The following is a 24,074-nucleotide window of genomic DNA, read 5'->3' as shown; positions in this document are numbered from 1 at the left end:
TGATTATCGGATCACCCAGAACCGTTTATCCAAAGATAGTTCCGTTGAATATCACCATCTTGTGACATTGGCGTCGACCAAAATGCCCTACCTCTTGACCAAATCGGCCTGCAAGCTATAGCCAGCAGCAGAGTTTCCTGAATGTCGTCTTAAAAGACGCTCGGCGGCTTTAACTGCCAACAAGCTCTATGAAGTTGTTACGACATTGATATAGATCAATGCGATTGATAGTAATTTTTTGCACCTCATGCGATGCTGAGGATAGCTTTATAACCTGTCCGAACAGGGAAGGACATTATGGATAAGCTTTTGTTGAAGGTCGGCGCTTGGCTGGCTGTAATTTTGCTCGCATTCATTGCGATGGTTTTGGCGGTTGATTCCGGTTTTGCTGTGCATATGGGTATTATTGCTCTGGCCGCTGCTATGGTTCTTTGGGTAACCATCAGTAAAGCTGATTATGCGGCAATAGGACGCGGAATATTAAAAGCACCTGCCGATCCGGGTGTTTATGATGATGATCCGATCCGCTGGGGTGTGATTGCTACGATTTTCTGGGGCATTGTCGGCTTTTCGGCTGGTCTGTTTATTGCGCTGCAACTTATTTTCCCGGCGCTCAATTTCGGGCTGGAATATACAACATTCGGGCGATTGCGCCCGCTGCATACCTCTGCGGTTATTTTTGCTTTCGGAGGCAATGCGTTGATCGCAACGTCTTATTACGTTGTGCAGCGCACTTGCAGGGCGAGGTTGGCCTTCCCTGGCCTCGCCCGTTTTGTTTTCTGGGGCTATCAGCTATTCATCGTGCTGGCAGCAACCGGCTATGTGCTCGGGATTACCCAGTCCAAAGAATATGCAGAACCGGAATGGTATGTCGATCTGTGGCTTACGATTGTCTGGATCGTTTACGCTATTGTATTCATCGGCACGCTGGTTAAGCGGACAGAGCCGCATATCTATGTCGCCAACTGGTTCTATCTCAGCTTTATCCTGACCATTGCCATGCTGCATGTCGTCAATGGCCTGTCGATGCCGGTCAGCCTGCTGGGCGCAAAAAGCTATAGTGCCTTTGCCGGTGTACAGGATGCACTGACCCAGTGGTGGTACGGGCATAATGCGGTGGCATTTTTCCTGACTGTGCCGTTTTTGGCGATGATGTATTATTTCGTACCGAAACAGGCGGAAAGGCCGGTTTACAGCTATCGCCTGTCAATCATCCACTTCTGGTCCCTGATCTTTCTGTATATCTGGGCAGGGCCACATCACCTTCATTATACGGCGCTGCCAGACTGGGCACAGACACTCGGGATGGTTTTCTCTGTTGTGTTGTGGATGCCGAGCTGGGGTGGAATGATCAACGGTTTGATGACACTTAACGGTGCGTGGGACAAGATCCGCACGGACCCGATCATCCGCATGATGGTTCTTGCCCTTGCTTTCTATGGCATGGCGACATTTGAAGGGCCGATGCTTTCGATCAAGGCAGTCAATTCCCTGTCTCACTATACCGAATGGACTGTTGGACATGTTCATGCCGGTGCGTTGGGCTGGAATGGCATGATTACCTTTGCCGCTGTCTATTATCTCGTCCCGCGTCTGTGGGCCAAGGAGCGGCTCTATTCACTGCGTATGGTGAACTGGCATTTCTGGCTCGCCACTGTCGGCATCGTGCTCTACGCGTCTGCTCTATGGGTAGCCGGAATTATGCAGGGCCTGATGTGGCGCGAATATGGTGATGATGGCTATCTGGTCTATGCATTCATCGAAACGGTTACCGCGATGGAACCGCTTTACCTGATCAGGGCAGCCGGTGGTTTGCTCTATCTCGGCGGTGGTGCTGTGATGGTTTATAACGTCTGGATGACAATTGCCGGACATCAGCGGGAGGAAAGGTCTATGACCGAGACACCCCATAATCCTGAAGCAGACCGGCCCATTGTTGCCAAAACCGACCGGCCAGTCGCTGCCGAACCAGCAGAATAGGGAGCGGGAACATGTCTATACTTGCAGATAAGCACAAGAAGCTTGAGCGTAATGTTACTTTACTGGCTGTATTCTCGTTTATCGCCGTTGCGATTGGTGGAATAGTCGAAATTGCTCCCCTTTTCTGGATCGATAATACGGTCGAGGAAGTGGACGGTGTGCGACCATATACGCCGCTGGAGCTGGCTGGACGGAATATTTATGTCCGCGAGGGCTGTTATAGCTGCCACAGCCAGATGATCCGCCCGTTCCGCGACGAGGTGGAGCGTTATGGCCACTATTCGCTTGCGGCAGAATCAATGTATGACAGGCCGTTCCAGTGGGGTTCCAAGCGCACAGGGCCGGACCTTGCCCGCGTTGGTGGGCGCTATTCGGATGAATGGCATGTGCAGCATTTGATCGACCCGCGCGCCATGGTGCCGGAATCAATCATGCCGCCCTATGCGTTCCTGGCCGAGCGTGATCTTGACCATGGTGATATGTCAGCGCATCTCCGTGCCATGCGTAGGCTGGGCGTGCCATATAGTGAGGAAGCGATCGAAAAGGCCAATGAGGATCTTGCCATACAGGCAGACCCGATGGCTAATGCTACCGAATTGCAGAAACGCTATCCCAAGGCGCAGGTCCGTGACTTTGACGGAAACCCTGACAGGCTGACGGAGATGGATGCATTGGTCGCCTATCTTCAGATGCTGGGGACCTTGGTTGATTTTGAAATGGGTGAACCACAGGAAGAGCCAAGATGAGCTATGATGAAATGCGCCATTTTGCCGACAGCTGGGGCCTGGTTTTCATGGGCCTCGTTTTCCTGACGTTCATTGCATGGACTTTTCGTCCTGGCGCGAACCGTCATCATGAGGACGCAGCCAATATGATTTTTGATGACAGCCATGAAGAAGGTGGCAAAGATGACTGACAATAGACGCATCGATACGCCTACGGGTACAGAAACCGTTGGCCATGAGTGGGATGGTATTGAAGAGCTCGATACCCCGATGCCACGCTGGTGGCTGTGGTCTCTTTATGCCTCGATTGTCTGGGCTATCGGATATGTCATTCTTTACCCCGCGTGGCCGATGGTCAATTCGGCGACCGAGGGGCTTTTGGGCTGGACGAGCCGGGGCGAGTTTGAACAATCAATCGCTGCCCGTGAAGCTGAACTGGAACCGATCCGTCAAGCGCTGGTCTCCACCGATATCCGCAAGCTGAACGGTAGTCCCGAACTGATGCAGCAAGCCATTGAGGGCGGTCGCTCGGCATTTAAGGTTCATTGTGTGCAGTGCCACGGTACGGGCGCCGCGGGTTCAAAGGGCTATCCGAACCTGAATGACGATAACTGGCTGTGGGGCGGTGATCTGGAAGCGATTGAATATACGCTGACCCACGGAATACGTAACCCCGATCATGACAAAACACGCTTCTCGCAAATGCCTGCCTTTGGCCGTGACGGTATTTTGCAGCCAGATGAAATTAGCGATCTGGTGAGCTATGTCCGTGTCCTTTCCGGTAAGGAAGAAAACAGTGAGTCGGCCACGCGCGGCGCGGCTTTGTTCGAGGTCAATTGCACGGTCTGTCATGGACCGGAGGGCAAGGGCGATCGCACACAGGGCGCGCCAGACCTTACCGATTCGATCAGCCTATATGGTCTTGACCGGGAATCGCTCAAATATACGATTACAAACAGCCGATACGGCGTGATGCCGCGCTGGGGCCACCGGCTTGATGCGGCAACTATCCGTATGCTTGCGGTCTATGTCCATTCGTTGGGTGGCGGTGAAACCTTGCCTGCGGTTGAGGAAGTGAACGAGGACACGCTTGAAAAAATAGGGCATGAACAGGTGGCAGGTGATGAACGCTCCTGAGGTCATCAAAGACAAACGCAGCCTATTCGAGAAACGTAAGCCCGTTTTTCCCAAAGCAGTTGATGGTTATTACCGGCGTTTGAAATGGGTCGTCATGGCAGTCACCCTGACCATTTATTATGTCACGCCATGGATAAGATGGGACCGCGGCCCTTATGCACCGGATCAGGCTGTTCTGGTCGATCTGGCTGGTCGCCGTTTCTATATGTTCGGAATCGAAATCTGGCCGCATGAATTTTACTATGTTGCCGGTCTGCTGGTTATGGCGGGTATCGGGCTTTTCCTTGTTACTTCCGCCGTGGGCCGCGCGTGGTGCGGCTATGCCTGTCCCCAGACCGTCTGGACCGACGTTTATCAGCATATTGAGCGCTGGATTGATGGCGATCATAACGCGCAGGTACGGCTGCAAAATTCACCGTGGACGGCCAATAAAATTATACGCCGGTTTTCCAAATGGGGAATATGGCTGGTTATCGCCTTTGCGACCGGCGGCGCTTGGATTTTCTATTTTGCCGACGCACCGACTTTGGCGCGCCAGTTCATATCCGGTGAGGCCCCGTTTGTGGCCTATGCCACGGTTGGCATATTGACCGCGACTACGTTTATCCTGGGCGGTTTCATGCGGGAACAATTTTGCATCTATGCGTGCCCATGGCCGCGTATCCAGTCCACGATGATGGATGAAAATTCGCTGATCGTGACCTATAAAGACTGGCGCGGGGAACCGCGGGGAAGCCTGAAACAGGTCAAGAACGATCCGGAAAATTTTGGTGACTGTATAGACTGCCTTCAATGTGTTCAGGTTTGCCCGACCGGGATCGATATTCGGGAAGGGCCGCAAATCGGCTGTATCACCTGTGCACTGTGCATTGATGCCTGTGATCAGGTCATGGAGAAAATTGATCGTCCGCGCGGCCTGATAGATTATATTACCTATGAAGATGCAGACCGTGAACGCGCTGGTGAGCCGACCCAGCCCGCATGGAAGAACCTGCTGCGGGTCCGCACGATTCTCTATTTTGCGGTTTGGGCCGGTATCGGTCTGGGGATGCTGTTTGTGCTTGGCAATCGCATGCGTCTGGACATTGCGGTGCAATCTGATCGCAACCCGATCTATGTGCAATTGGCTGATGGGAATATACGCAACAGCTATGATGCAAAAATCCGCAATATGGAAAGCCGCCCCCGGACAGTAGAAATATCCATGTCCGGTCTTGGTCAGGCTGTGCTATGGTCAACGGGTGGAACGCGTGAAAATGCCGGAAGATCCGTTACGGTTCAGGTGCCGGCGGACAGCGTCGGCAAGGTAAGGCTGTTTGTGGCCGGTCCGGGAGAAGGTGTAGCAAAAGAGACGTTTGCCTTCACTGTAGAGGCTGAGGACGATCCGACTGCAAAAGATACCCAAGAAGTCTATTTTGAACGTCCGGGAACAGAATGATGAAACAAGAACCTGTCGCGCCCAAAAAATTTACCGGCTATCATGCCACGGCAATCATTGTCACTTTCTTCGGCGTGGTCATCGCGGTCAATCTGTTGATGGCAAGTTTTGCAGTTTCAACCTTTGGCGGCACAGTCGTCGATAATAGCTATGTTGCCAGTCAAAAATATAACGAATGGCTTGAGGAAGGCCGCAAACAAGCATCCTATGGGTGGAGCGTTTCAAAGGTCGCGCGCGTTCAGGGTAAAGCGTCGATTACGGTGCTGGATGCTGATAAAACCATATTTGACGGTGCAACGGTTAGCGCGACCGCCATTCACCCGGTGGGACGGGCCGATCCGGTTACGCTCGATTTCGTGCAAGACGATACGGGCAATTATATAAGCCGGGATATATTGCCCGAAGGGCGATGGAAATTGCGGATTAAAATCAAGCGGGGCGACAAAGAAATGGCGCTCATACAGGATATTCTTTGAACGTAGTCACACATCTTGATGCTATAAATAGCCCCGACACTGTTGTTTCGCGTTATGTTGTCCCTTCAATCCGCTGTGCCGGTTGTATCTCCAAAATAGAGAACGGATTATCACCCGTGCCTGATATATTGTCAGCCCGGGTCAACTTCTCGACCAAACAGGTTGTAGTCTCCCATCTTCCCGATTTGCGCGAAGACAGGATCAAAGAGCTGATCGAGAAGCTGGGGTTCGATGCACAAATATTGGCAGATATTCCCCCGACCGAAGAAAAGGGAGAAACAGACAGGCTGATTCGCGCGCTCGCGGTTGCCGGTTTTGGCATGATGAACGTGATGCTGTTGTCGGTCAGTGTCTGGTCCGGCGCTGTAGGGCCGACTCGCGATCTATTCCACTGGCTCTCGGCCTTGATTGCGATACCGGTGTTTTTTTATTCGGGCCGTCCGTTTTTTAGTTCTGCATATACGGCGCTGCGCCATGGCCGGACCAATATGGATGTGCCCATTGCTATCGGCATATCGCTTGCCATGGGGCTTAGCATTTATGAAACCATGACCAGTGGCGCACATGCTTATTTTGAAAGCGTGGTGATGCTATTGTTCTTTTTACTCGCTGGGCGGGTTCTTGACGGCATGATGCGTGACCGCGCGCGTGAGGGTATTTCGGCTCTGCTCAAACAGACCGCGCCAGGGGCGATGGTGTTGACGGAAAAAGGCGTAACCGAATGGACCGCCACCAAAGATTTGCGCCCGGGCATGCGGATGGTGGTCGCTGCGGGTGACAATCTTGCTGCGGACGGCGTGATTGAAAATGGCACCAGCAATTTCGATTTTTCCCTGATGACCGGTGAAAGCGAGCCTCAGCCCAAGGCTTCTGGCGATCTTGTACTTGCCGGCACGCTTAACTTAACCGCGCCGGTCACCGTCCAGATTACAGCAACAGGAGAAGACACCAGCCTGTCCGATATTGCGCGATTGATGGATGAGGCGGGACAACAACGTTCTTTCTATGTGCGGATTGCCGACAAGGCGGCCCGTATCTATGCGCCTGCCGTCCACAGCCTTGCTCTGTTGGCATTTGCTTTCTGGATGTTTGCCGGTGCGGGTGTGTATCAGTCGTTAATCATTGCCATTGCAGTGCTTATCATTACCTGCCCCTGTGCATTGGGGCTGGCCGTTCCGGCTGCGCAGGTCGTCGCTTCGGGCGCACTTTTGCGAAAGGGCGTGATGATAAAAGACGGCAACGCATTGGAACGGCTTGCCGAAGCGGATTATGCCTTGTTCGACAAGACCGGAACATTGACGCTCGGTCGTCCCGTGCCGGTTGATCTGGACCATCTGACGTTGGCCCAGAAACAAGTTGCACTGGCACTGGCGCAGGCCAGCAAACATCCGGTGAGCAGGGGAATACGCACAGCCTTGCTTTCGCAAAATATTTCGCCGGTAGAATTGGATAATTTGCAAGAGGTAGCAGGAGAGGGGATGTCGGGAAGCTGGGATGGTCTATCTGTCACTCTTGGCAAGCCGGTCAAATCGGAAGATTATCTGTCCTGTCAGCTGGGAATCGGTAACGAATATGCTGACATCCGGTTAGAGGATGAAATCCGTCCTGACGCGCTGGAGGCTATCGGGCGGTTAGAAGCGCTTGGTCTGCCGGGAATGATTATATCGGGTGACAATGCTGCATCGGTTGCCAAAACTGCAAAAATAGTTGACCTGACCGCCCGTTCAGGAGTCAGCCCGCAAGAAAAACTAGAAGCCATTGAGGGCTTCCGTTCCGAGGGCCATAAAATATTGATGGTCGGGGACGGGTTGAATGACGGTCCCGCGCTGGCCGCAGCGCATGTGTCTATCGCTCCCGGCTCTGCCAGCGATGTCGGTCAACAGGCAGCAGATGTGGTTTTCACTAGCGATTCGTTTTTGCCCGTAGCGCTTGCGGTGCAAACCGCCCAGCGGACAATGCAGATCGTCCGGCAGAATTTCGGGCTGGCAATCTGCTATAATATTATCGCGGTACCGCTGGCTCTGACCGGCATGGTGACACCTTTGATTGCCGCGATTGCCATGTCGCTATCGTCGCTGATTGTGGTTGGTAATGCTTTGCGGCTGAATGGTGCTGCAAAATGAGCGGCCAAAATCTATGAGCGGCTTGGCAATTCTGATTCCTGTGGCGCTAGGTATGGGGCTGGCCGGTCTCGGGTTTTTCTTTTGGGCTATGCGTAATGGCCAGTTTGATGATCTGGACGGTGCGGCGCATCGGGTGCTGATTGACGATGAAGCCGAAGAAAAAGCCGAGAAAACGACAGAAGCCGGGCCGGATGAGGGAAACGAACAGCCATGATGAAAAAGCAGTTCGAAGCACTCTGTCTCTACGTTCCCGCTGTCGCGATGCTGGCCATTACGCCGCTTGTTCCGGCAAGTGGAACGATCAGCTTGTCCCTATGCGGCGCTAATGGCGTGAACAGAACCATATCTGTGCCACTGGACCCGCAGGAACAATTTCCTGATGACTGTGCAAAAGCCTGTCACTCTTTTTGCTCGCGCAAGCAATCTTCCAGGACATCTTCGCCCCATTGATCGGGGAAGGACGCGGCAGTCTGCATCATATTTATTGCTGTGCCAGCGTTTCTTCCATCAACGTCGCAGCGCGCGCGCCATCCCAATCCATGGCACCAATGACCCGCCAGACTTCTTTGCCATCTGCATCATAGAGCACGGTGGTCGGCATCAGGCCCGACCCGAATCCAAAACTTAGTCCATTTTCCTGATCGGTATAGGCTTCCAGTTCGCTAAAGCCGGCTTTGGCGAAAAACGGGTCCACTTTCTTGGCGCCATCAATATCCTGTGAGACAACAAGCACCTGCAGACGATTTTTTTCCCGCGCGGCCAATTTATCAAGCATCGGCATCTCCACGACGCATGGCGCACACCATGTCGCCCAGATGTTCACCAGCAGAGGCTTGCCAGTAAAGTCTGAAAGCCGCACAATTGCGCCATCCGGAGCCTTAAACGGTGTGTCCACCATCGGGGAGCCGCGCTGCGAGATGTCAAGCCGGCCAGCCATTCCGCTATTCCCCTTGATAGTCTCCATCTTATCCATATCATCATTGACTTGCCCCGCTCCGTCAGATTGCTTATCGCCAGATTCACAAGCGACAAGGATCGCAGGCAAGCATAGAAACAGGAATAATCGTATCACTAATCGCACATCAGATTCCAATCAGAGTTCCAACAAAATGTGGGGCGGCAGATTCGCCGATGGCCCTTCATCAGTCATGCGCGAGATAAACGCCTCTATCCCGTTCGACAAGAAGTTATGGCGACAGGATATCCGTGCCTCACTCGCGCATGTCTCAATGCTATCCAAACAAGGAATTGTCGAGGAAGAAGACGCGGCGCAAATCATCGATGGCCTCAATCAGATCGCACAGGAATATGAAACAGAAGGTGTTCCTGAAAATTTGGATCTAGAAGATATTCACATGACCATAGAAGCGCGGCTGACCGAAATTATCGGCCCGGTTGCCGGACGTCTGCACACCGCGCGGTCGCGCAATGATCAGGTGGCAACCTCTTTTCGTTTATGGGTTCGCGATGCGATGGACGATGTTTATGATGGCCTGAGTGAATTACGTGACGCATTGGTCGACCGGGCAAAAGAACAGGCTGACACCATCATGCCCGGCTTTACTCATTTGCAGGTCGCACAGCCCGTCACCATGGGGCATCATTTGCTTGCCTATCATGAAATGTTTGCACGCGATAGCAGCCGGTTCTCGGCAGCCAGAGAGCGTTTGAATGAATGTCCACTGGGCGCTGCCGCTCTCGCTGGAACAGGCTTTCCCAACGACCGTAAATTAACGGCAGAGGCGTTGGACTTCGATGGCGTGACAGCTAATTCGATGGACAGCGTATCAGACCGCGATTTCGCGCTGGATTATTTGATGGCCGCATCGCAAACGGCGCTGCATTTGTCGCGTCTAGCCGAAGAGGTCATCATCTGGGCATCGCAGCCATTTGGTTTTGTGAAGCTATCAGACGAATGGTCAACCGGCAGCTCGATCATGCCGCAAAAACGCAACCCCGATGCTGCAGAGCTGGTGCGTGGCCATGCGGGTCGGATTGTCGGATGTCTGAACGCTTTGATGATGACGATGAAAGGCCTGCCGCTTGCTTATTCAAAAGATATGCAGGACGACAAACCGCCGGTATTTGAAGCACATGATCTGCTTGGTCTTTCACTTGCGGCGATGACTGGTATTATAAAAAGTGTCAGCTTTGTGCCTGAGCGAATGCGTGCAGCCGCTGATAGCGGTTTTTCCACAGCAACCGATCTCGCTGACTGGTTAGTAAGAGATATAAACATTCCGTTCCGTGAAGCTCATCATATTACCGGTGCGGCAGTGAAGCTTTGTGAGGAGCGCGGTTGTGACCTTGCTGATCTCAATGTTGCAGATCTTGTCGCGATAGATGCTAGAGTCAAAGGTCACAGCATGCCGGATTTGAGCGTTGAAGGGTCTGTTGTCAGTCGCAAAAGCTATGGAGGAACTGCTCCAGAACAGGTAAGGAAGCAAATCATGCTGCTGCAACAGGCAAAGCAACTATGAAGAATTACCAGAAACTTACGGCTCTAGTTATTTGGACAGTCCTTTCTGCTTGTGGTAATCGCGGTGATCTTGTGCCAGCCAAGGGGCAATCGCTTCCGCAGCCTGCATATGGTGAAATAAAGAAACCAACTGGTGAAGAATTAATTACACCATCCAGTCAGGCTCGGCCTGAACGAAGCGATGAATTGCTTCGCCGGTCCGAAAAACGGCAGGATGACAAATTTGATCTTCCCCCTCCCGGTTAAGTTCGCTTTCACTTAAATTACAAACCTACTAAATCTGAAAGCCCTGTTAAATGGACCATTTTCAACTGAGAGATGGCGTGCTGCACGCCGAAGATATTGCGCTCACCGATATTGCTGAACAGATTGGCACACCAGTCTATGTTTATTCCCGCGCAACATTGGAGCGGCATGCCCGCGTATTTCGCGAAGGATTGAAAGATGCTGGCAATGTTCATCTTGCCTTTGCAGTTAAAGCCAATCCCAATCTGGCAGTGCTGAAGATATTGGCGAATCAAGGATATGGAGCAGATGTAGTCTCCGGCGGGGAGTTAGAGCGTGCATTGGCAGCGGGGATGAAAGCGGAAGATATTGTTTTTTCCGGTGTTGGAAAAAGCCGTGTAGAGCTGGAGCTTGGTCTTGATAAAGGCATCGGACAATTTAACCTCGAGTCTGAAGAAGAAGGGCAAATGCTGGCGGAAATTGCTGCGGCAAAAGGGCAGAGGGCTCCGACGACATTGCGTGTTAATCCAGATGTTGATGCGGGAACGCATGCCAAAATCTCGACTGGTAAGGCGGAGAATAAATTTGGCGTTGCGATTGATGTCGCACCGGATATTTTTGCGCGCTTGTCACGGCTGGAGGGTTTGGACCTGCGCGGTGTGGCGGTTCATATTGGTAGCCAGTTACAAAGTCTTGATCCGCTTGAAAAATGCTATGCCCGTATGGGGGAAATGGTCAGCCAGTTACGTGCGGCAGGTCATATCATCACTCATGTTGACCTTGGTGGCGGTCTTGGAGTTCCATATAGGCCAGAAGAAAACCCACCTAGTCCTGCTGAATATGGCGCAATGGTCGCGCGTGTGACCAAAGGTTGGGACGTTACGTTGATGTTCGAGCCGGGCCGCGTTATTGCTGGAAATAGCGGAATAATGATGACACAGGTGATCAGGATTAAACCTGGAGTGAATAGTGATTTTGTCATAGTCGACGCGGCGATGAATGATTTGATGCGGCCCGCCATTTATGATGCGTGGCACCATTTTGAAGCGGTTCAGCCAACTGGTGAGACCATGAAAGCATCCATTGTAGGTCCGATTTGTGAAAGTAGTGATATTTTTGCAAAAGAACGTGTGGTGGACAAAGTGGAGACAGGTGACCTTGGTATATTCCGGACCGCCGGTGCTTATGGCGCGACCATGGCTAACACCTATAATAGCCGTCCATTGGTGCCAGAGGTGCTGGTCGATGGTGACCGATATGCGGTGGTGGCTGAACGGATTGAGCCAGCCGCGATCATGGCCGCTGAACATGTGCCAGACTGGCTGGAATAAGCGGCGATGAACCAGTTTCCGATCTTTGTGAATTTGCGCGGACGCAAGGTCATAATGATCGGCACCGGGGAAATGGCCGACGCGAAAAGGCGCCTATATGAGCGTGCTGGAGCGATCATCATCGATGATGAGCATTCGCAAGCTGCACTGGCGGTGGTCGCACTGGAGGATGAGGGTGAAGCCGTCGCTGTGGCCACGCGTCTCAAAGCACGTGGCTTGCTCGTTAATGTCGTCGACCGGCCCGCACTATGTGATTTTACTACGCCTGCAATCGTTGATCGTGACCCGGTCCTGATCGCCGTTGGCACGGGAGGGGCATCGGCAGGACTGGCAAAAGCTTTGCGCCAGCGGCTGGAGCGTCTGTTGCCAGAAAATCTGGGAAGGCTGGCGAACAGTCTTTTTGCGGCACGTGACAAAATTAAAGAACAGTGGCCCGACGCCGCGAATCGCCGCCGGGCTATTGATGCCGCGCTTGACCCGGGCGCGCCGCTCGACCCCTTCACCGATGGAACCGATGAAGCGGTGAGTATCTGGTTGGATAGCGCAGAGCAAGGCGCGGTGGATCAGGTGATTGAAATTGATCTGGCCAGTGCTGACCCTGATGATCTCACTATCCGGCAGGCCCGGTTATTGGGACAGGCCGATCTGATATTTGCCCAAAGCGATGTGTCCAACGCAATTTTGAATCGTGCGCGTGCCGATGCACAGCGGTTTGATCTTGCTGCTTATCAACGAGACAAAGCGCAAGGTCTTACCCTTTTGATAAGAATGAAATGAAAAGAGGCTGTCGATCGTGTGGATCAACAGCCTCTAAACATGGGTCAGCGGTAGGAAGTGCCGCTGCCGGGAAACATGATCTCTAGATCAAACAGGCTCCCCGAACGGATTTTTCCGACCCCTGTGCTGAACCATGAGACATCGGACCACCTCCTTTCGCTTGTTGATAAGATACGAACTGTTGCATTGAATATCTCCGCTTGTTCGACGATTGGAATGTGAATCATTCTGGCTATGCGAACAAGACTTGTATTATTTTAATTTGCTGTCAGAATCGTTCCTTCCGTTCGAGCCACTATATTGTAGCTATAGCCTCTCGAATGTCCGCTATTTTGCTAATATAAATGTCATCACTATCCCTTGTTAGGGTAGCAAACCTATTGCCTGCCGCATGATGGTTGCGTCATTTTAACGGCAATCCTCGACAACGCGGGTGAATTCGGGCCAGATCGGGATGGCAAGGGGTGGCAATCCTGTTGTCCTCACCGCAAACCGGCCGCGGCTAAAAGCAATCCGGTCCATCATATATTCTGTAGCCGACAGGGATATAGCCGCATAGCTGGGCTGACTTCCGGTATTTCGGGCAGGATAGGTTTGCTGTCCGGAACTCGCCATCAGCGTCATTTGTGCCCCGCTATTTGCTACGGCTCCTGCGCGTGAAAGGATCAGTTGCTGGCGGCTCTTATCACAACGAATGGTGAAACTTGCCTGCCCATCGGGTGGCCCGAATGAAGCGGTGGAACCGCGATTACCCGCTTGATAGGTCCAGTCTCCATTAGCCAAGGGCCATTCTGTCCAGTCCCCGCGTAAGGGTTGCGGTGCTGATGGCGGTGTTGATGCAGGTGGCGGTGTGGGGGCCGGTTTTGGCGTCGATACCGGAGTCTGGGGGGACGGTTGCGTTGGTGCGGGCACTACTGCCGAGCAACCGGATGCCAAAAATATAGCGGACAGGGCAAATGTGATTCTCATAGGCATGAATATGGTCAAAACCATTGCGCTACGCTAGTGGCAATTTACTATGTCCCATGAAGCGATCAAATCTGCGAAGCCTGCCAAGATACGGATTGACCAGATCCTGGTTGATCGCGGGCTGGCCGAAACGCGCGCAAAGGCACAGGCTTATATTATGGCTGGACTAGTCATGGTTGCGGATCAGAAAATTGACAAGCCGGGACACAAGATCCCCACCGATGCGTCGATTGAGCTGAAAGGCAAAGACCATCCATGGGTTTCACGCGGTGGGATCAAGCTGGACCATGCGCTTAATCATTTTACGATTGATGTGTCCGGTGTCACTGCAATTGACGTTGGCAGTAGCACCGGCGGCTTTACCGATGTCCTGTTAACCCGCGGCGCTTCGCGAGTTTATGCAGTCGACAGCGGAACAAATCAGCTTGCGTGGAAATTGCGTCAAGACGACCGGGTGATTGTGCATGAACAGACCAGCGCGCGAATCCTGACCGATGAACATATCCCCGAACCGGTCAACCTGATCGTCTGCGATGCCAGTTTTATTTCGCTGACCAAGGTTTTGGAGAAACCAATGACTTTTGCGTCTGATGGAGCGTTGATGGTTGCGCTTATCAAGCCACAATTTGAAGCCGAGCGTAGCGAAGTCGGTAAAGGCGGCGTTGTGCGAGATCCGTCTGTTCATGAAAGAACATGCAAAAAGATTGATATTTGGCTCAGCGGGCAGGGCTGGTCAGTACAGGGAATTACAGAAAGTCCGATTACAGGGCCAAAGGGTAATGTGGAGTTTCTTATCGCTGCCCGAAAACAGGCGTGATCGGTCCCTTGCTATTCGCACGGGTTGTTTTTCTTTCCGGTCCTCATTAGATTTTTGTGCTTATACCCCCAACAGAGGAACTCGACTCTATGACTGAATCGAACAAAATTTCTAATGTGGGAGCAACCGTTAACCGATTGGTTGCAGAGGCCAGTGACTGGATTTCACAGCATTTTATTGAACTGATCATTGCGGGCGGGATCGGCGTCCTGATATTTATCATATTGGGCGGGGTCAAACGGCTGGCCGTCCGACATATCAGGAAAAGCGACAATTTAACTGGTTATCGCACCATTATTTCGGGTGCTATTGCGCGAACAAGCAAGTTTTTCATGATCATGGTGTCTGCCCAATTGGTGGCGGTCTATTCCAATGCGCCTACAGAGATAGTCAGAACTATTGGCTTCCTGTTCACAATTGCAGTGGTGTTACAGATCGCTATTTGGGTCCGGGAACTGGTGCTCGGTTTCTTTCAGCATAAATTATCTTCTGACCCGGACCAGCATGAAACGCTACAAAATGCGATGACGCTAATCCGTTTGTTGGTTAGTGCGGTGATTTTCGCGATTGCTGCTATTGTCATACTTGGCAATCTAGGCGTGGATGTTACGGGCTTGATTGCGGGTTTGGGCGTTGGCGGTATCGCCATCGGTTTGGCGGCACAGGGTATATTTTCAGACCTGTTCGCTGCGCTATCGATAATTTTTGACAAACCGTTCAAACGTGGTGAAACAATTTCCTACGATAATAGCTCTGGCACGATTGAGAAGATCGGTCTGAAAAGCACTCGTCTGCGCGCGATCACAGGGGAGGAGATTATCATTTCCAACACGAACCTTCTGGACAAAGAAATTACCAATTTAACCCGGCTTGCGCGCCGCCGGACGCGCTTTGGTATCGGCGTTATCTATCAGACAAAGCCCGATGATGCGCGGCGTATTCCGGACATACTTAAAACGATTGTAGAAGCGAATGATGCGGTGTTCATTCGCTGCGGATTTGTTGGCTTCGGTGACAGTTCGATCAACTTTGAGCTGGATTTTGACATTATGAGTAGTGACTATGACACGGTTTTTAATGGCCGCCATTCGATCGGTCTGGCGATCCTGCAAAAGTTTAATGAAGAAGGGCTGGAATTTGCCTATCCGACGCAAACCATCTTTACCGCCGCGCCCGATGGCGAGATGATATTGCCTTATCCCGAAGGGGGCTTTCCGGTTCGGATACAAGAAAATTGAGGCATAGGGTAAACACTTTGAATCAGGTTCGGATGTCTGCCCGCAATGCCGTAGCGTCATAACCAATTGCAAAGAAAAACCTTGTTAAACGGGCTTTCAGCGCAGAATATAGCTGCAAATTTGACTCAACAATCAACCGCAAAGGACCATCATCATGCGTGACGCAGTAATCGTTTCTACCGCCCGGACTCCTATTGGCCGTGCCTATAAAGGCGCTTTCAATACCACGCTTGGCCCCACACTTGGTAGCTATGCAGCAAAAGCAGCCGTTGAGCGAGCCGGCATTGACCCAGCAAGAATTGATGATGTGGTCTGGGGTAGCGCGCTGCAACAGGCATCACAGGGGACCAACCTTGCCCGTCAGGTCGCTTTGCGCTCTGGTTTTCCGATTGAAGTGCCCGGCATGACGATTGACCGGCAATGTTCTTCTGGCTTGATGGCGATTGCTACGGCGCACAAACAGGTGGTGGTTGATCGCATGGATGTGGTTGTTGGCGGTGGTCAGGAGTCCATCTCTACGGTGCAGACACCGGAAATGCGGGTGCAACCCGACCGCGAGTTAATGGCAATGCATGACGATATTTATATGCCGATGCTGCAAACCGCTGAAGTAGTGGGTGAACGCTATGGCATAAGCCGCGAAGCATGTGATGAATATGCGCTACAATCACAACAGCGTACCGCCGCAGCTCAGGACGCCGGAAAATTTGATGATGAGCTAATTTCTGTCACGACCACCATGGGTGTACAGGACAAGGAAACCAAAGAGATTTCCAATCAGGAAGTCACGATAGCCAAGGATGAGGGCAATCGTCCGGGAACCACGCTGGAAGGTTTGCAGAGCCTGAAACCTGTGCTTGGTCCTGACAAAATTGTGACGGCCGGTAATGCCTCTCAGCTATCCGACGGTTCTGCCGCCAGTGTGCTTATGGAAGCGAGCGTGGCAGAGAAAGCCGGACTAAACCCGCTTGGCCGCTATATCGGTATGGCTGTGGCTGGTACGAAACCAGATGAAATGGGCATTGGCCCGGTTTTCGCAATTCCCAAATTGCTGGAACGTTTTAACCTGAAAATGGATGATATCGGCCTGTGGGAACTCAATGAAGCCTTTGCGGTTCAGGTGCTTTATTGTCAGCAGAAGCTGGGCATTCCGGGTGAAATACTGAACGTGAATGGCGGATCAATTTCAATCGGCCATCCCTATGGCATGACCGGCGCACGCTGCACCGGCCACGCATTGATCGAAGGCAAGCGGCGCGGCGCGAAATATGCTGTTGTCACTATGTGCATCGGCGGTGGACAAGGCGCAGCAGGGCTGTTTGAAATTTTTTAACAGCGCCAAGAACAGATAGAAAATAAACAGGAGAACGGAATATGGCCTCAGTCGGCGTGGTGGCGACCTTAACAGTGGCGGACGGTAAGAATGCAGAATTCGAAGCGGTATTTTCTGAGCTGATGACCGCAGTGCGAGAAAATGAACCGGGAAATGAGTTTTATTCTGTATTTAAGTGCAAGGATAATCCCCAACAATATAAAGTGCTGGAACGCTATGTCGATCAGGCGGCACTGGAAGCGCACGGCAAATCCGAACATTTTCGTGCCAGCGGGCCCAAGCTGGCCCCCTGCATGGCTGCAGCGCCGGTGATTGAATATCTGGATGGAATTTGATCCAGCGTGGCGGAACAGCAAGCAATGGCTGTTCCGCCACGAAATGTTTGAAATCTAGGCCGTATTTATAGAAAATTAGACCAACATTGTTCGAACTATGTTCATTTTTGCGGCGTTAAATGATGTGATATGAACGATGGAGAGACACTATGCGGCTTCTTGCTTTAACCGGTCTGGCTTTAATCCTTGCTACCCCGGCGATCGGTCAATCCTCTGGTCAGGGTGATATAGCAGTCACAATTTATAATGATGACCTCGCGCTGGTACAGGATAGGCGCCAGCTAAATATTCCGTCGGGCCGTTCGGTACAGACATTTCCCGGTGTGTCGGGTCAGATCAGAGCAGAAACAGTCGGGTTTAACGCGGCTGATACCGGGATTGTAGAGCAGAATTTTGATTATGATCTGTTGTCACCGGCCAAGCTGATGGAAAAAGCAGTGGGCGAGACTGTTACTATCGTTCGGATTAATCCCGCGACGGGCAATGAAACACGAGAGCGCGCCAAGGTGCTGGCGGCAAATGGCGGTGTAGTGCTGCAAATTGGTGGCCGGATTGAAGTATTGCGCGATGACCGCCTGCCTACTCGGGTGATTTTTGACAAGGTGCCAAATAATTTGCGCGCGCGGCCCACACTCTCGGTCACGTTGAACAGTACGCGCAGCGGTAGACGACCTGCACAGCTCAGCTATTTGACGAGCGGCATGAGCTGGGAAGCGGATTATGTCGCTTTATTCGATGAAAATGCGGGCAAGATGGATGTGCAGGGCTGGGTCACATTAACCAATAGTACCGGTACGACTTTTGATAATGCAAAAACCCTGTTGGTTGCAGGTACTCCTAGTGTGAACGGGTCCAGTATGAACAGACGGGGTAGGCGTATTCCCCGAAATAATATCCGACAAGCCGGAACAGAATCGCCGGGAAGGGAGGCTTTGGGCGATTTTTATCTTTATCCGTTGGCCGAGCGCACAACGATTGCCAATGCACAAACCAAGCAGGTCAGCTTTCTGGATGTAACAGGAGCGCCCGCCCAAAAAACATATGAATATACAAATCGCTGGCTCGGCACCCAGAATGAACCGCAAAGTGCTGCGACTGTGTTGCAATTTAGTTCGTCGGCAAATGGCGGGCTGGTCGATGCACTCCCCGCCGGGACGGTGCGCGTCTATATGAAGGATGCTTCCGGCCAGCCGCAATTTATTGGTGAAAACACTATTGGTCATACGCCCATGGGGTCCGAATTGGGATTGAAAACCGGAGTAGCGTTTGACGTAAAGGTGAAACCTACTGTGACCGAGCGGCGGCGGTTGTCGCCCAATAAGTGGCGCAGCTCCATGGCTTATGAAATAACTAACGCACGCTCAGCGCCGGTGACTGTCTCGTTGATTCAGGACGGACTGGATTTCTATTGGAGCGATACCCGGATTGTAGATGAGAGCCTGAAAAGTGAACGGCGCTCATCGCGGAGCATTGTCTGGAAAGTGCCGGTTCCTGCCAAAGGTAAGGCAACGGTTACTGCCACTTTTGAGACGCGGTTCTAGACCATGAAAGTGAGAGCGCTTTTTGCGTTCATCCTCTTTGTGACCGCTATGCCCGCCCCTGCGCAAACCGAATCGGCGCAAACCGGATCGGCGCAAACCGAATCAACACGGCAAACCGTGACATCGAAGGCGCCCTCCTCGGTCTCGGTAACAGTTTACCGCAATCCGCAGCGTAGCAGTGATGTTGGTATGAGCCTTAATTATCTCGGCGGTTACGCCCTGATTACCGAGCAACGCACGGTTACTCTTCCGGCCGGTGAAGTTGATTTGCGTTTTGAAGGTGTGGCAGGCGGGATTATTCCGCAATCTGCAATTGTCACCGGTTTGCCCGACGGGCTGATAGAGAAAAACCGTGATGCTGCGCTATTGTCACCGTCGGCTTTGCTTAATGCTTATCTTGGCCGCGGTGTTACGATCCGCCGGACCAGCGCGGCGACTGGTGAAACCCGTGAATTTGATGCCCAAATCCGCACCGATGCCAGTGGCGGTATGGTGTTACAGACAGCAGACGGTTTTGAAGCCCTGCAATGCACCGGCCTTAACGAAAATATTGTCTATCCCGCGATTCCCGAAGGTCTTTCAGCAAAGCCGACATTATCGGTTAAAAGTCGTGTGGCGACGCCGACCCGCGCGACCGTAACCCTTTCCTATCTTGCCACCGGCTTTGACTGGCAAGCCAATTATGTCGCGGATGTCAGCGCAGATGGTAAAACTATGGACCTGTTTTCATGGCTCACACTGGCTAGTGGTGACGAGACATCCTTTGTAGATGCCCAGACCCAGACGGTAGCCGGGCAGCCCAACAAGGGACGCGATAATGTTCAGCGCACCAGCGGTGGTGCGATTACTCTACGCTGTTGGCCGCAAGGGACGACCAGCGATATTAGTGTGAAAAACTATGAACGCCAACGCGCTCAACTTCGTTTGTCCGGTGCGCCGATGCCACCTCCCATAGCTGCAATGGAAGCAAGAGCCGATTTGCTAACTGTTACTGGTGCTAGAAAGGTAGAAGCGAAGCAGGAGGATCTGGGCGATTTGAAGCTATACCAGATTCCGGTTCGCGTGACCGTGGCTTCGCAGTCCCAGAAACAGGTGGCGATGTTTGAAAGAACGGCGATTCCGGTCGAGCAAATCCATGAAGCGCAAATATGGGCAAGCAACCAGCAAGCCTCAGTTCCACTTAATTTAATGTATCGGTTTCAAAACAAGAAACGCGACGGTTTGGGGGTTGCTTTACCCGCCGGACAATTGGTCGCGTTCAAAACTGCCAGTCGTGAACGGCTTTTGTTAGGTGAGGGCGGATTGGATGACAAAGCTGTCGGCGAAGAAGTCGAAGTTACGATCGGCCAGAGTCCGCTAGTGCGTTATGAAGTAAAAGAAATTCAACATGGTGTTAGCCGGGGCAAACAATCTAGAGATATGCAACTGGTAATTTCCAATGCTTCGGGCAATGCTGCGAAGGTTGAAATTAAGTTAAACCATTCGGATAAACAAAAGTTGAGCAAAACCAGCGAGAAGCTGAGTCGCAAGGATGGCAAGAGTTTATGGAAAGTGACCGTGCCAGCTAATGATAAACATGTGCTGACTTACCGTATTATGAATGAAGATTAACGAGCAGAGTTAAATGCAGTTAGGCTTAAGACTAGCCGAGATATTTGGTTTTTGAACTTTCCGGGATAGTCCGGGGACGATGCGCTTCATCAAGAGCAACAAAAGTGAATAATCCGCTGGTTACCGGCACATGTTCTTCGCCTCGGTTGCGTTCTGCAACAACATCAATCCGCAAGCTGACAGACGTATTGCCGATTCGCTCAACCTGAGCATAGACCGAGACTATATCGCGGGTGAGAATAGGGGCGAGAAATGACATGGCCTCAATCGCGACCGTAGCAGTAGCACCTTGTGCGACCCGTGCGGCCATGATTCCGCCGGCAATATCCATCTGCGAAAGAACCCAGCCGCCAAATATATGGCCGTTATTATTCAGATCGCGTGGCTGTGGAGCAACGCGCAAAACCGGCTGTAGCGCGATTAAATTGCTCAATTTATCATCATTCATCGGGGGGGAGATCTTCGTCTAAATGATTCTCGACACTGTCATCATGTCCCGACGTGCTCGACATGAATACCAGACCCATGAGAGCGGATGTCAGTAATAAAGCAAATCCTACCCCGGCGGCAGTAGCGATATACATATGTATCGAAACCATGCCGTGCAGAAAATATAAAAGTCCAAGCGCAATGGCGACGCATAAAATAGTAAGCGCACACATCCAGCGCATTAATCGCCAGTATCGCGACCACGCTACACCGGCATATAAGGGGTCATCTAATTGCGATGGGCCAGACAAATTGGTTCACTCCTTTATATCAGCCCCTCTTTGAACCTGATTCTGGCTGTCATCAAGTCCAACTTCCTCGTGAAATATGCTATGTTGATCTTTCCTAAAGCAAGAATCGGTTATTTTTAGCCAGAGAGAGAGGATGTTAATGACGATACGGGCAATAATACAGGGACGGGATGGACCGATATTTAGCTGCGCCGCAGATCATATAGTCGCTGAAGCTGTTGCCATTCTGGCCGAAAAAAGAATCGGAGCATTGCCCGTTCTTGATGGAGAGCATGTTGTCGGCATGTTTTCCGAGCGGGATGTATTATATGGCATCCATAAGCTGGGCGCGGCAGTTATGGACAAGCGAGTTGCTGATGTCATGACAAAAGATGTTGTATCTATAGATCTTGAAATCAGCGCGATTGACGCTCTGTCGTTGATGACGAAACGGCGTATCCGCCACTTGCCGGTGGTTGATGGCGATAATCTGATCGGATTCGTGTCTATTGGTGATCTGGTCAAATATCGCATCGACAAGATTGAAAGTGAAGCAGCAGAGATGCGTAACTATATACAAAGCGCCTGAACCAGTTGAAAGTCATCAGCGAATCGTAACGCCGATATCGTTAAAATAAGCGAGGCTCTGTTGCCGGATTGCCTTGGCTCGCTCGACTGCGTCAGGATGTTTGTCTCTCCAGCTTTTCGACCTGACTTCCAAGCTTAGCGGGATAGCGGCGGGTAAAGCTGCCAATATTTCGGCAAGTGGTAATTGCCCTTCGCCCGGAGCGCTACGCAAATCAACGGCATCTTCCAGATAAGCATTAAAATTATCACCGCATTGTAAATTGCCATCACATATCTGGCTATAAGGAAGCAGGTTGCTGTCTATTGATTTCAAATCAACGGGCGTATGACCGGCTCTTTGGAAATGCAGGCTGTCAATCAGCAGCGTCGCTGACGGATGATTGCACCGTTTGACAATGTCCAATGCCGAATCAAGTGACCGTACCGCAGTAATCATCAGGAATTCCAACGCTACACGCATATCGGCTGGTGCTGCCCATTCGCATAATTGGTGTAAAGCCGCTGCCGTCCGGTCTGGATCGGGTTCCGCGCTGACGACCAATATGTTGGATGCGCCCAATTGTGCGCCTGCGTCTATTATAAGACGGTGATCATCAGTCAGGTCGCCGCCTTCGGGAATCCAGACAACCTCTACATCAAGTACGGATAGATCATATTGACGCAGAGCGGACAGTGTCGCTTTGGACTGTTCGGCCGTCCACTGTTCCGGCTCTATAGTAACTCCGACATGACTAAATCCGGACCGCCCGGCAGCATGAGCGATCTGATCGGGAGGAAATTCGGGGTGCGTACCAGCCGCCAATGACAATATATGTGACATTAGCATATTCTAGCGGAGGGCTGTCTCGAAGCAATGCGCGCTATTAAGAGGGTAATATTCACAAAATTACCCGCTCAAAGAAGTATCAGTTTCAGGTTGTTGCCTTCGTAGGACAAGTTGTAACACTTCGATTAGCGTCGGTTTTGCAAGCAACCATAATAAGGCGACATAAGAAATCGCGCCAATGGCAACCAATATTGCCAAGCGGGCATAGACGATCATATCCGGCAAGATACTATCAATCAGATAAACTACCGTCACCATTGCAACAGATGCAGATAGTCCGGGCCATATAGCTGCTGCCAATTGTGTGCCACTTATTCCTATGTGACGATAAGACTGCAAAAACGTGAATAATGTCAGCAACGGAAAGGCAATGACCCAGCCCCAGGCGAGGCCAATTGCACCCCATTGCAAAGCAATCATAAAAGTTGTCGGCATTAATAGTGCCCCGACGAAGGATGCCTTTGCCGTAATCTGGGGCTTACCAACTGCATTATTGGCGGGAGCGAATAATATCTGAAGTGTCATAACCGGCATCGCCAGAGCCAGAATGCTGACAAAAGGTGCCATTTCAAGCCACTTGGGCCCGAATAGCGTGGCAACCAGCGGACCTGCGGTGACCGCCATGCCTAGATATAGGGGGCAAGATATCAGCATGATCAGCCGCACGGCTTTCAAAAAGGACCAACTCATGGCTGCGCGATCATCTTGCAGCCTGGCATAAGCAGGGAAGGCGACTTCGTTCAGTGGCGGCACAAACTTGGATGCAAAAATCGTGGTCAGGAATAATGCCTCCGCATAAAGGCCAAGCTGGTGCGGATCGAGATAACGGCCAGCGATAAAAATATCCGACTGGCTCTGGATGGTCCAGAATAGATGGCTACCTAGGAGCGTAGCTCCGAATCCGAACATCTTGCCCGCGCCCTTAAAGTTGAAGCTTGGCCAGATATAAAACTTGTAAGCGATTACTAGACAGATCGCGCGACTCCAGAAAATCGACAGCGGTGCATATACAAGTGTCCAGACACCATAATTGTTGAGCGCACAGTATAAGGCCACCGCTGCGCCGACGATTGCAGAGATCAGATTGATAATCGCGGGTTTCTTGAATTCCAGATTACGAGTCATCAATGCTTCAGGGAGAATCAGAAAAGGCGTCGATATAAAGATAAGAGCCTGAACGCGGAGCATGTCTGCGATAATAGGTTGGCGATAATAGTCGGAAATCACAGGAGCGAGTGCAATCTGGAGAATCGCTATGCCGCCATTAAGGAGCAAAAGCATACCAAATGCCTGCCGAATCCGGATAGGTTCAACTTTATCAGCCTGAATTATCGAACTGACGATGCCGTAACCGTTCAGAAAGCCTAAAAAAACAAACACGACCTGGGTCATTGCAAAAATACCGT

26 protein-coding genes (1 of these 26 cut by a window edge) are annotated in these 24,074 nt (G+C 51.7%); 20 read left to right on the top strand and 6 right to left on the bottom strand.

Annotated features, from left to right (window positions below):
* Positions 1-297: 297 nt before the first annotated feature.
* The 9 genes from ccoN to AB1K62_RS05935 are packed head-to-tail and all read left to right on the top strand — an operon-like array spanning position 298 to position 8,329.
* Positions 298-1,980 (top strand): cytochrome-c oxidase, cbb3-type subunit I, encoded by a 1,683-nt coding sequence (gene ccoN / locus AB1K62_RS05975; RefSeq protein ID WP_367002132.1) that lies wholly within the window; start codon positions 298-300, stop codon positions 1,978-1,980.
* A gap of 11 nt (positions 1,981-1,991) precedes the next feature.
* Positions 1,992-2,726, top strand: coding sequence for a cytochrome-c oxidase, cbb3-type subunit II (gene ccoO / locus AB1K62_RS05970; RefSeq protein ID WP_367002131.1), 735 nt, complete (start codon positions 1,992-1,994; stop codon positions 2,724-2,726).
* The gene (locus AB1K62_RS05965; protein WP_367002129.1) at positions 2,723-2,896 is read left to right on the top strand and encodes a cbb3-type cytochrome c oxidase subunit 3; all 174 of its coding nucleotides are present in this window, start codon (positions 2,723-2,725) and stop codon (positions 2,894-2,896) included. Before ccoO ends, AB1K62_RS05965 begins: the two co-directional genes overlap by 4 nt.
* Positions 2,889-3,842, top strand: coding sequence for a cytochrome-c oxidase, cbb3-type subunit III (ccoP, locus tag AB1K62_RS05960; protein ID WP_367002128.1), 954 nt, complete (start codon positions 2,889-2,891; stop codon positions 3,840-3,842). The genes AB1K62_RS05965 and ccoP overlap by 8 nt, the downstream gene beginning before the upstream one ends.
* Complete coding sequence (gene ccoG, locus AB1K62_RS05955; RefSeq protein WP_367002127.1) at positions 3,829-5,280, top strand: cytochrome c oxidase accessory protein CcoG; 1,452 nt, start codon at positions 3,829-3,831, stop codon at positions 5,278-5,280. The genes ccoP and ccoG overlap by 14 nt, the downstream gene beginning before the upstream one ends.
* Positions 5,277-5,756, top strand: coding sequence for a FixH family protein (locus AB1K62_RS05950; protein ID WP_367002126.1), 480 nt, complete (start codon positions 5,277-5,279; stop codon positions 5,754-5,756). Before ccoG ends, AB1K62_RS05950 begins: the two co-directional genes overlap by 4 nt.
* On the top strand, positions 5,753-7,879 hold the full coding sequence (locus AB1K62_RS05945; RefSeq protein ID WP_367002125.1) for a heavy metal translocating P-type ATPase: 2,127 nt from the start codon (positions 5,753-5,755) through the stop codon (positions 7,877-7,879). Before AB1K62_RS05950 ends, AB1K62_RS05945 begins: the two co-directional genes overlap by 4 nt.
* A 13-nt stretch (positions 7,880-7,892) precedes the next feature.
* Complete coding sequence (ccoS, locus tag AB1K62_RS05940) at positions 7,893-8,093, top strand: cbb3-type cytochrome oxidase assembly protein CcoS (RefSeq protein WP_367002124.1); 201 nt, start codon at positions 7,893-7,895, stop codon at positions 8,091-8,093.
* On the top strand, positions 8,090-8,329 hold the full coding sequence (locus tag AB1K62_RS05935) for a hypothetical protein (protein WP_367002122.1): 240 nt from the start codon (positions 8,090-8,092) through the stop codon (positions 8,327-8,329). The genes ccoS and AB1K62_RS05935 overlap by 4 nt, the downstream gene beginning before the upstream one ends.
* A 31-nt stretch (positions 8,330-8,360) precedes the next feature.
* On the opposite strand, the gene AB1K62_RS05930 is transcribed toward AB1K62_RS05935, so the two are convergent.
* A complete protein-coding gene (locus AB1K62_RS05930; RefSeq protein ID WP_367002121.1) occupies positions 8,361-8,960 on the bottom strand; it encodes a TlpA disulfide reductase family protein in 600 nt (199 codons plus the stop codon).
* Between the two features lie 28 nt (positions 8,961-8,988).
* Between AB1K62_RS05930 and argH the strand changes: the two genes are divergently transcribed.
* From argH to AB1K62_RS05910, 4 genes are read left to right on the top strand one after another with little or no spacing between them, the layout of a single operon-like run.
* Positions 8,989-10,359 carry an argininosuccinate lyase gene (gene argH, locus AB1K62_RS05925; RefSeq protein ID WP_367002119.1) on the top strand — a complete coding sequence of 457 codons (1,371 nt, stop codon included), beginning with the start codon at positions 8,989-8,991 and terminating at the stop codon, positions 10,357-10,359.
* On the top strand, positions 10,356-10,604 hold the full coding sequence (locus AB1K62_RS05920) for a hypothetical protein (protein ID WP_367002118.1): 249 nt from the start codon (positions 10,356-10,358) through the stop codon (positions 10,602-10,604). The genes argH and AB1K62_RS05920 overlap by 4 nt, the downstream gene beginning before the upstream one ends.
* 50 nt (positions 10,605-10,654) lie before the next feature.
* Positions 10,655-11,914, top strand: coding sequence for a diaminopimelate decarboxylase (gene lysA, locus AB1K62_RS05915; RefSeq protein WP_367002116.1), 1,260 nt, complete (start codon positions 10,655-10,657; stop codon positions 11,912-11,914).
* A gap of 6 nt (positions 11,915-11,920) precedes the next feature.
* Positions 11,921-12,691 (top strand): siroheme synthase, encoded by a 771-nt coding sequence (locus tag AB1K62_RS05910; RefSeq protein ID WP_367002115.1) that lies wholly within the window; start codon positions 11,921-11,923, stop codon positions 12,689-12,691.
* A 408-nt stretch (positions 12,692-13,099) separates the two neighbouring features.
* Here the strand turns inward: AB1K62_RS05910 and AB1K62_RS05905 are convergent, their stop codons facing one another.
* Positions 13,100-13,666, bottom strand: coding sequence for a hypothetical protein (locus tag AB1K62_RS05905; RefSeq protein ID WP_367002114.1), 567 nt, complete (start codon positions 13,664-13,666; stop codon positions 13,100-13,102).
* 43 nt (positions 13,667-13,709) lie between these two features.
* Here AB1K62_RS05905 and AB1K62_RS05900 point away from each other — a divergent pair, with 43 nt between their 5' ends.
* The 6 genes from AB1K62_RS05900 to AB1K62_RS05875 all read left to right on the top strand — a co-directional run bounded on the left by AB1K62_RS05900 (position 13,710) and on the right by AB1K62_RS05875 (position 20,535).
* A complete protein-coding gene (locus AB1K62_RS05900; protein ID WP_367002112.1) occupies positions 13,710-14,477 on the top strand; it encodes a TlyA family RNA methyltransferase in 768 nt (255 codons plus the stop codon).
* An 89-nt stretch (positions 14,478-14,566) separates the two neighbouring features.
* Positions 14,567-15,715: a mechanosensitive ion channel family protein gene (locus AB1K62_RS05895; RefSeq protein ID WP_367002111.1), complete on the top strand. Its 1,149-nt coding sequence runs from the start codon at positions 14,567-14,569 to the stop codon at positions 15,713-15,715.
* Between the two features lie 154 nt (positions 15,716-15,869).
* The gene (locus AB1K62_RS05890; protein WP_367002109.1) at positions 15,870-17,048 is read left to right on the top strand and encodes an acetyl-CoA C-acyltransferase; all 1,179 of its coding nucleotides are present in this window, start codon (positions 15,870-15,872) and stop codon (positions 17,046-17,048) included.
* Between the two features lie 41 nt (positions 17,049-17,089).
* Positions 17,090-17,383, top strand: coding sequence for a putative quinol monooxygenase (locus AB1K62_RS05885; protein WP_367002107.1), 294 nt, complete (start codon positions 17,090-17,092; stop codon positions 17,381-17,383).
* Between the two features lie 149 nt (positions 17,384-17,532).
* Positions 17,533-18,924 (top strand): DUF4139 domain-containing protein, encoded by a 1,392-nt coding sequence (locus AB1K62_RS05880; protein ID WP_367002105.1) that lies wholly within the window; start codon positions 17,533-17,535, stop codon positions 18,922-18,924.
* A gap of 3 nt (positions 18,925-18,927) precedes the next feature.
* Positions 18,928-20,535 (top strand): hypothetical protein, encoded by a 1,608-nt coding sequence (locus AB1K62_RS05875; protein WP_367002103.1) that lies wholly within the window; start codon positions 18,928-18,930, stop codon positions 20,533-20,535.
* Positions 20,536-20,566: 31 nt separating this feature from the next.
* Here AB1K62_RS05875 and AB1K62_RS05870 read toward each other — a convergent pair whose 3' ends face one another.
* Together AB1K62_RS05870 and AB1K62_RS05865 are read right to left on the bottom strand one after the other, a co-directional pair.
* Positions 20,567-20,983 carry an acyl-CoA thioesterase gene (locus AB1K62_RS05870; RefSeq protein WP_367002101.1) on the bottom strand — a complete coding sequence of 139 codons (417 nt, stop codon included), beginning with the start codon at positions 20,981-20,983 and terminating at the stop codon, positions 20,567-20,569.
* Positions 20,976-21,275, bottom strand: a complete 300-nt coding sequence (locus AB1K62_RS05865) for a hypothetical protein (RefSeq protein WP_367002099.1) — start codon at positions 21,273-21,275, stop codon at positions 20,976-20,978. The genes AB1K62_RS05870 and AB1K62_RS05865 overlap by 8 nt, the downstream gene beginning before the upstream one ends.
* A gap of 139 nt (positions 21,276-21,414) precedes the next feature.
* Between AB1K62_RS05865 and AB1K62_RS05860 the strand changes: the two genes are divergently transcribed.
* Positions 21,415-21,843 carry a CBS domain-containing protein gene (locus AB1K62_RS05860; RefSeq protein WP_367002097.1) on the top strand — a complete coding sequence of 143 codons (429 nt, stop codon included), beginning with the start codon at positions 21,415-21,417 and terminating at the stop codon, positions 21,841-21,843.
* A 15-nt stretch (positions 21,844-21,858) separates the two neighbouring features.
* On the opposite strand, the gene AB1K62_RS05855 is transcribed toward AB1K62_RS05860, so the two are convergent.
* Both AB1K62_RS05855 and AB1K62_RS05850 read right to left on the bottom strand, forming a co-directional pair.
* Positions 21,859-22,662, bottom strand: coding sequence for a TIM barrel protein (locus AB1K62_RS05855; protein WP_367002095.1), 804 nt, complete (start codon positions 22,660-22,662; stop codon positions 21,859-21,861).
* Between the two features lie 66 nt (positions 22,663-22,728).
* Positions 22,729-24,074 carry the 3' portion of a lipopolysaccharide biosynthesis protein gene (locus AB1K62_RS05850; RefSeq protein ID WP_367002093.1) on the bottom strand. 151 nt of this gene lie beyond the right edge of the window, so the window shows 1,346 of its 1,497 coding nt (coding positions 152-1,497); its start codon lies beyond the right edge, outside the window — the gene reads right to left on this strand; the stop codon is at positions 22,729-22,731.

The organism is Parasphingorhabdus sp. JC815, assembly GCF_040717415.1.
In the GTDB taxonomy this organism is placed as follows: domain Bacteria; phylum Pseudomonadota; class Alphaproteobacteria; order Sphingomonadales; family Sphingomonadaceae; genus Parasphingorhabdus.
The sequence above is the reverse complement of the archived record's forward strand: the minus strand, read 5'-3'. Positions and strand labels throughout refer to the sequence as shown.

Coding starts and splice junctions, on each gene's coding strand:
- AB1K62_RS05890 (WP_367002109.1), top strand. CDS start 15,870: ATGCGTGACGCAGTAATCGTTTCTACCGCCCGGACTCCTATTGGCCGT.
- AB1K62_RS05950 (WP_367002126.1), top strand. CDS start 5,277: ATGATGAAACAAGAACCTGTCGCGCCCAAAAAATTTACCGGCTATCAT.
- AB1K62_RS05935 (WP_367002122.1), top strand. CDS start 8,090: ATGATGAAAAAGCAGTTCGAAGCACTCTGTCTCTACGTTCCCGCTGTC.
- AB1K62_RS05860 (WP_367002097.1), top strand. CDS start 21,415: ATGACGATACGGGCAATAATACAGGGACGGGATGGACCGATATTTAGC.
- AB1K62_RS05900 (WP_367002112.1), top strand. CDS start 13,710: ATGTCCCATGAAGCGATCAAATCTGCGAAGCCTGCCAAGATACGGATT.
- AB1K62_RS05905 (WP_367002114.1), bottom strand. CDS start 13,666: ATGCCTATGAGAATCACATTTGCCCTGTCCGCTATATTTTTGGCATCC.
- ccoS (WP_367002124.1), top strand. CDS start 7,893: ATGAGCGGCTTGGCAATTCTGATTCCTGTGGCGCTAGGTATGGGGCTG.
- ccoN (WP_367002132.1), top strand. CDS start 298: ATGGATAAGCTTTTGTTGAAGGTCGGCGCTTGGCTGGCTGTAATTTTG.
- AB1K62_RS05880 (WP_367002105.1), top strand. CDS start 17,533: ATGCGGCTTCTTGCTTTAACCGGTCTGGCTTTAATCCTTGCTACCCCG.
- AB1K62_RS05855 (WP_367002095.1), bottom strand. CDS start 22,662: ATGTCACATATATTGTCATTGGCGGCTGGTACGCACCCCGAATTTCCT.
- ccoP (WP_367002128.1), top strand. CDS start 2,889: ATGACTGACAATAGACGCATCGATACGCCTACGGGTACAGAAACCGTT.
- AB1K62_RS05920 (WP_367002118.1), top strand. CDS start 10,356: ATGAAGAATTACCAGAAACTTACGGCTCTAGTTATTTGGACAGTCCTT.
- argH (WP_367002119.1), top strand. CDS start 8,989: ATGTGGGGCGGCAGATTCGCCGATGGCCCTTCATCAGTCATGCGCGAG.
- AB1K62_RS05895 (WP_367002111.1), top strand. CDS start 14,567: ATGACTGAATCGAACAAAATTTCTAATGTGGGAGCAACCGTTAACCGA.
- lysA (WP_367002116.1), top strand. CDS start 10,655: ATGGACCATTTTCAACTGAGAGATGGCGTGCTGCACGCCGAAGATATT.
- AB1K62_RS05910 (WP_367002115.1), top strand. CDS start 11,921: ATGAACCAGTTTCCGATCTTTGTGAATTTGCGCGGACGCAAGGTCATA.
- AB1K62_RS05870 (WP_367002101.1), bottom strand. CDS start 20,983: ATGAATGATGATAAATTGAGCAATTTAATCGCGCTACAGCCGGTTTTG.
- AB1K62_RS05965 (WP_367002129.1), top strand. CDS start 2,723: ATGAGCTATGATGAAATGCGCCATTTTGCCGACAGCTGGGGCCTGGTT.
- AB1K62_RS05875 (WP_367002103.1), top strand. CDS start 18,928: ATGAAAGTGAGAGCGCTTTTTGCGTTCATCCTCTTTGTGACCGCTATG.
- AB1K62_RS05885 (WP_367002107.1), top strand. CDS start 17,090: ATGGCCTCAGTCGGCGTGGTGGCGACCTTAACAGTGGCGGACGGTAAG.
- ccoO (WP_367002131.1), top strand. CDS start 1,992: ATGTCTATACTTGCAGATAAGCACAAGAAGCTTGAGCGTAATGTTACT.
- ccoG (WP_367002127.1), top strand. CDS start 3,829: ATGAACGCTCCTGAGGTCATCAAAGACAAACGCAGCCTATTCGAGAAA.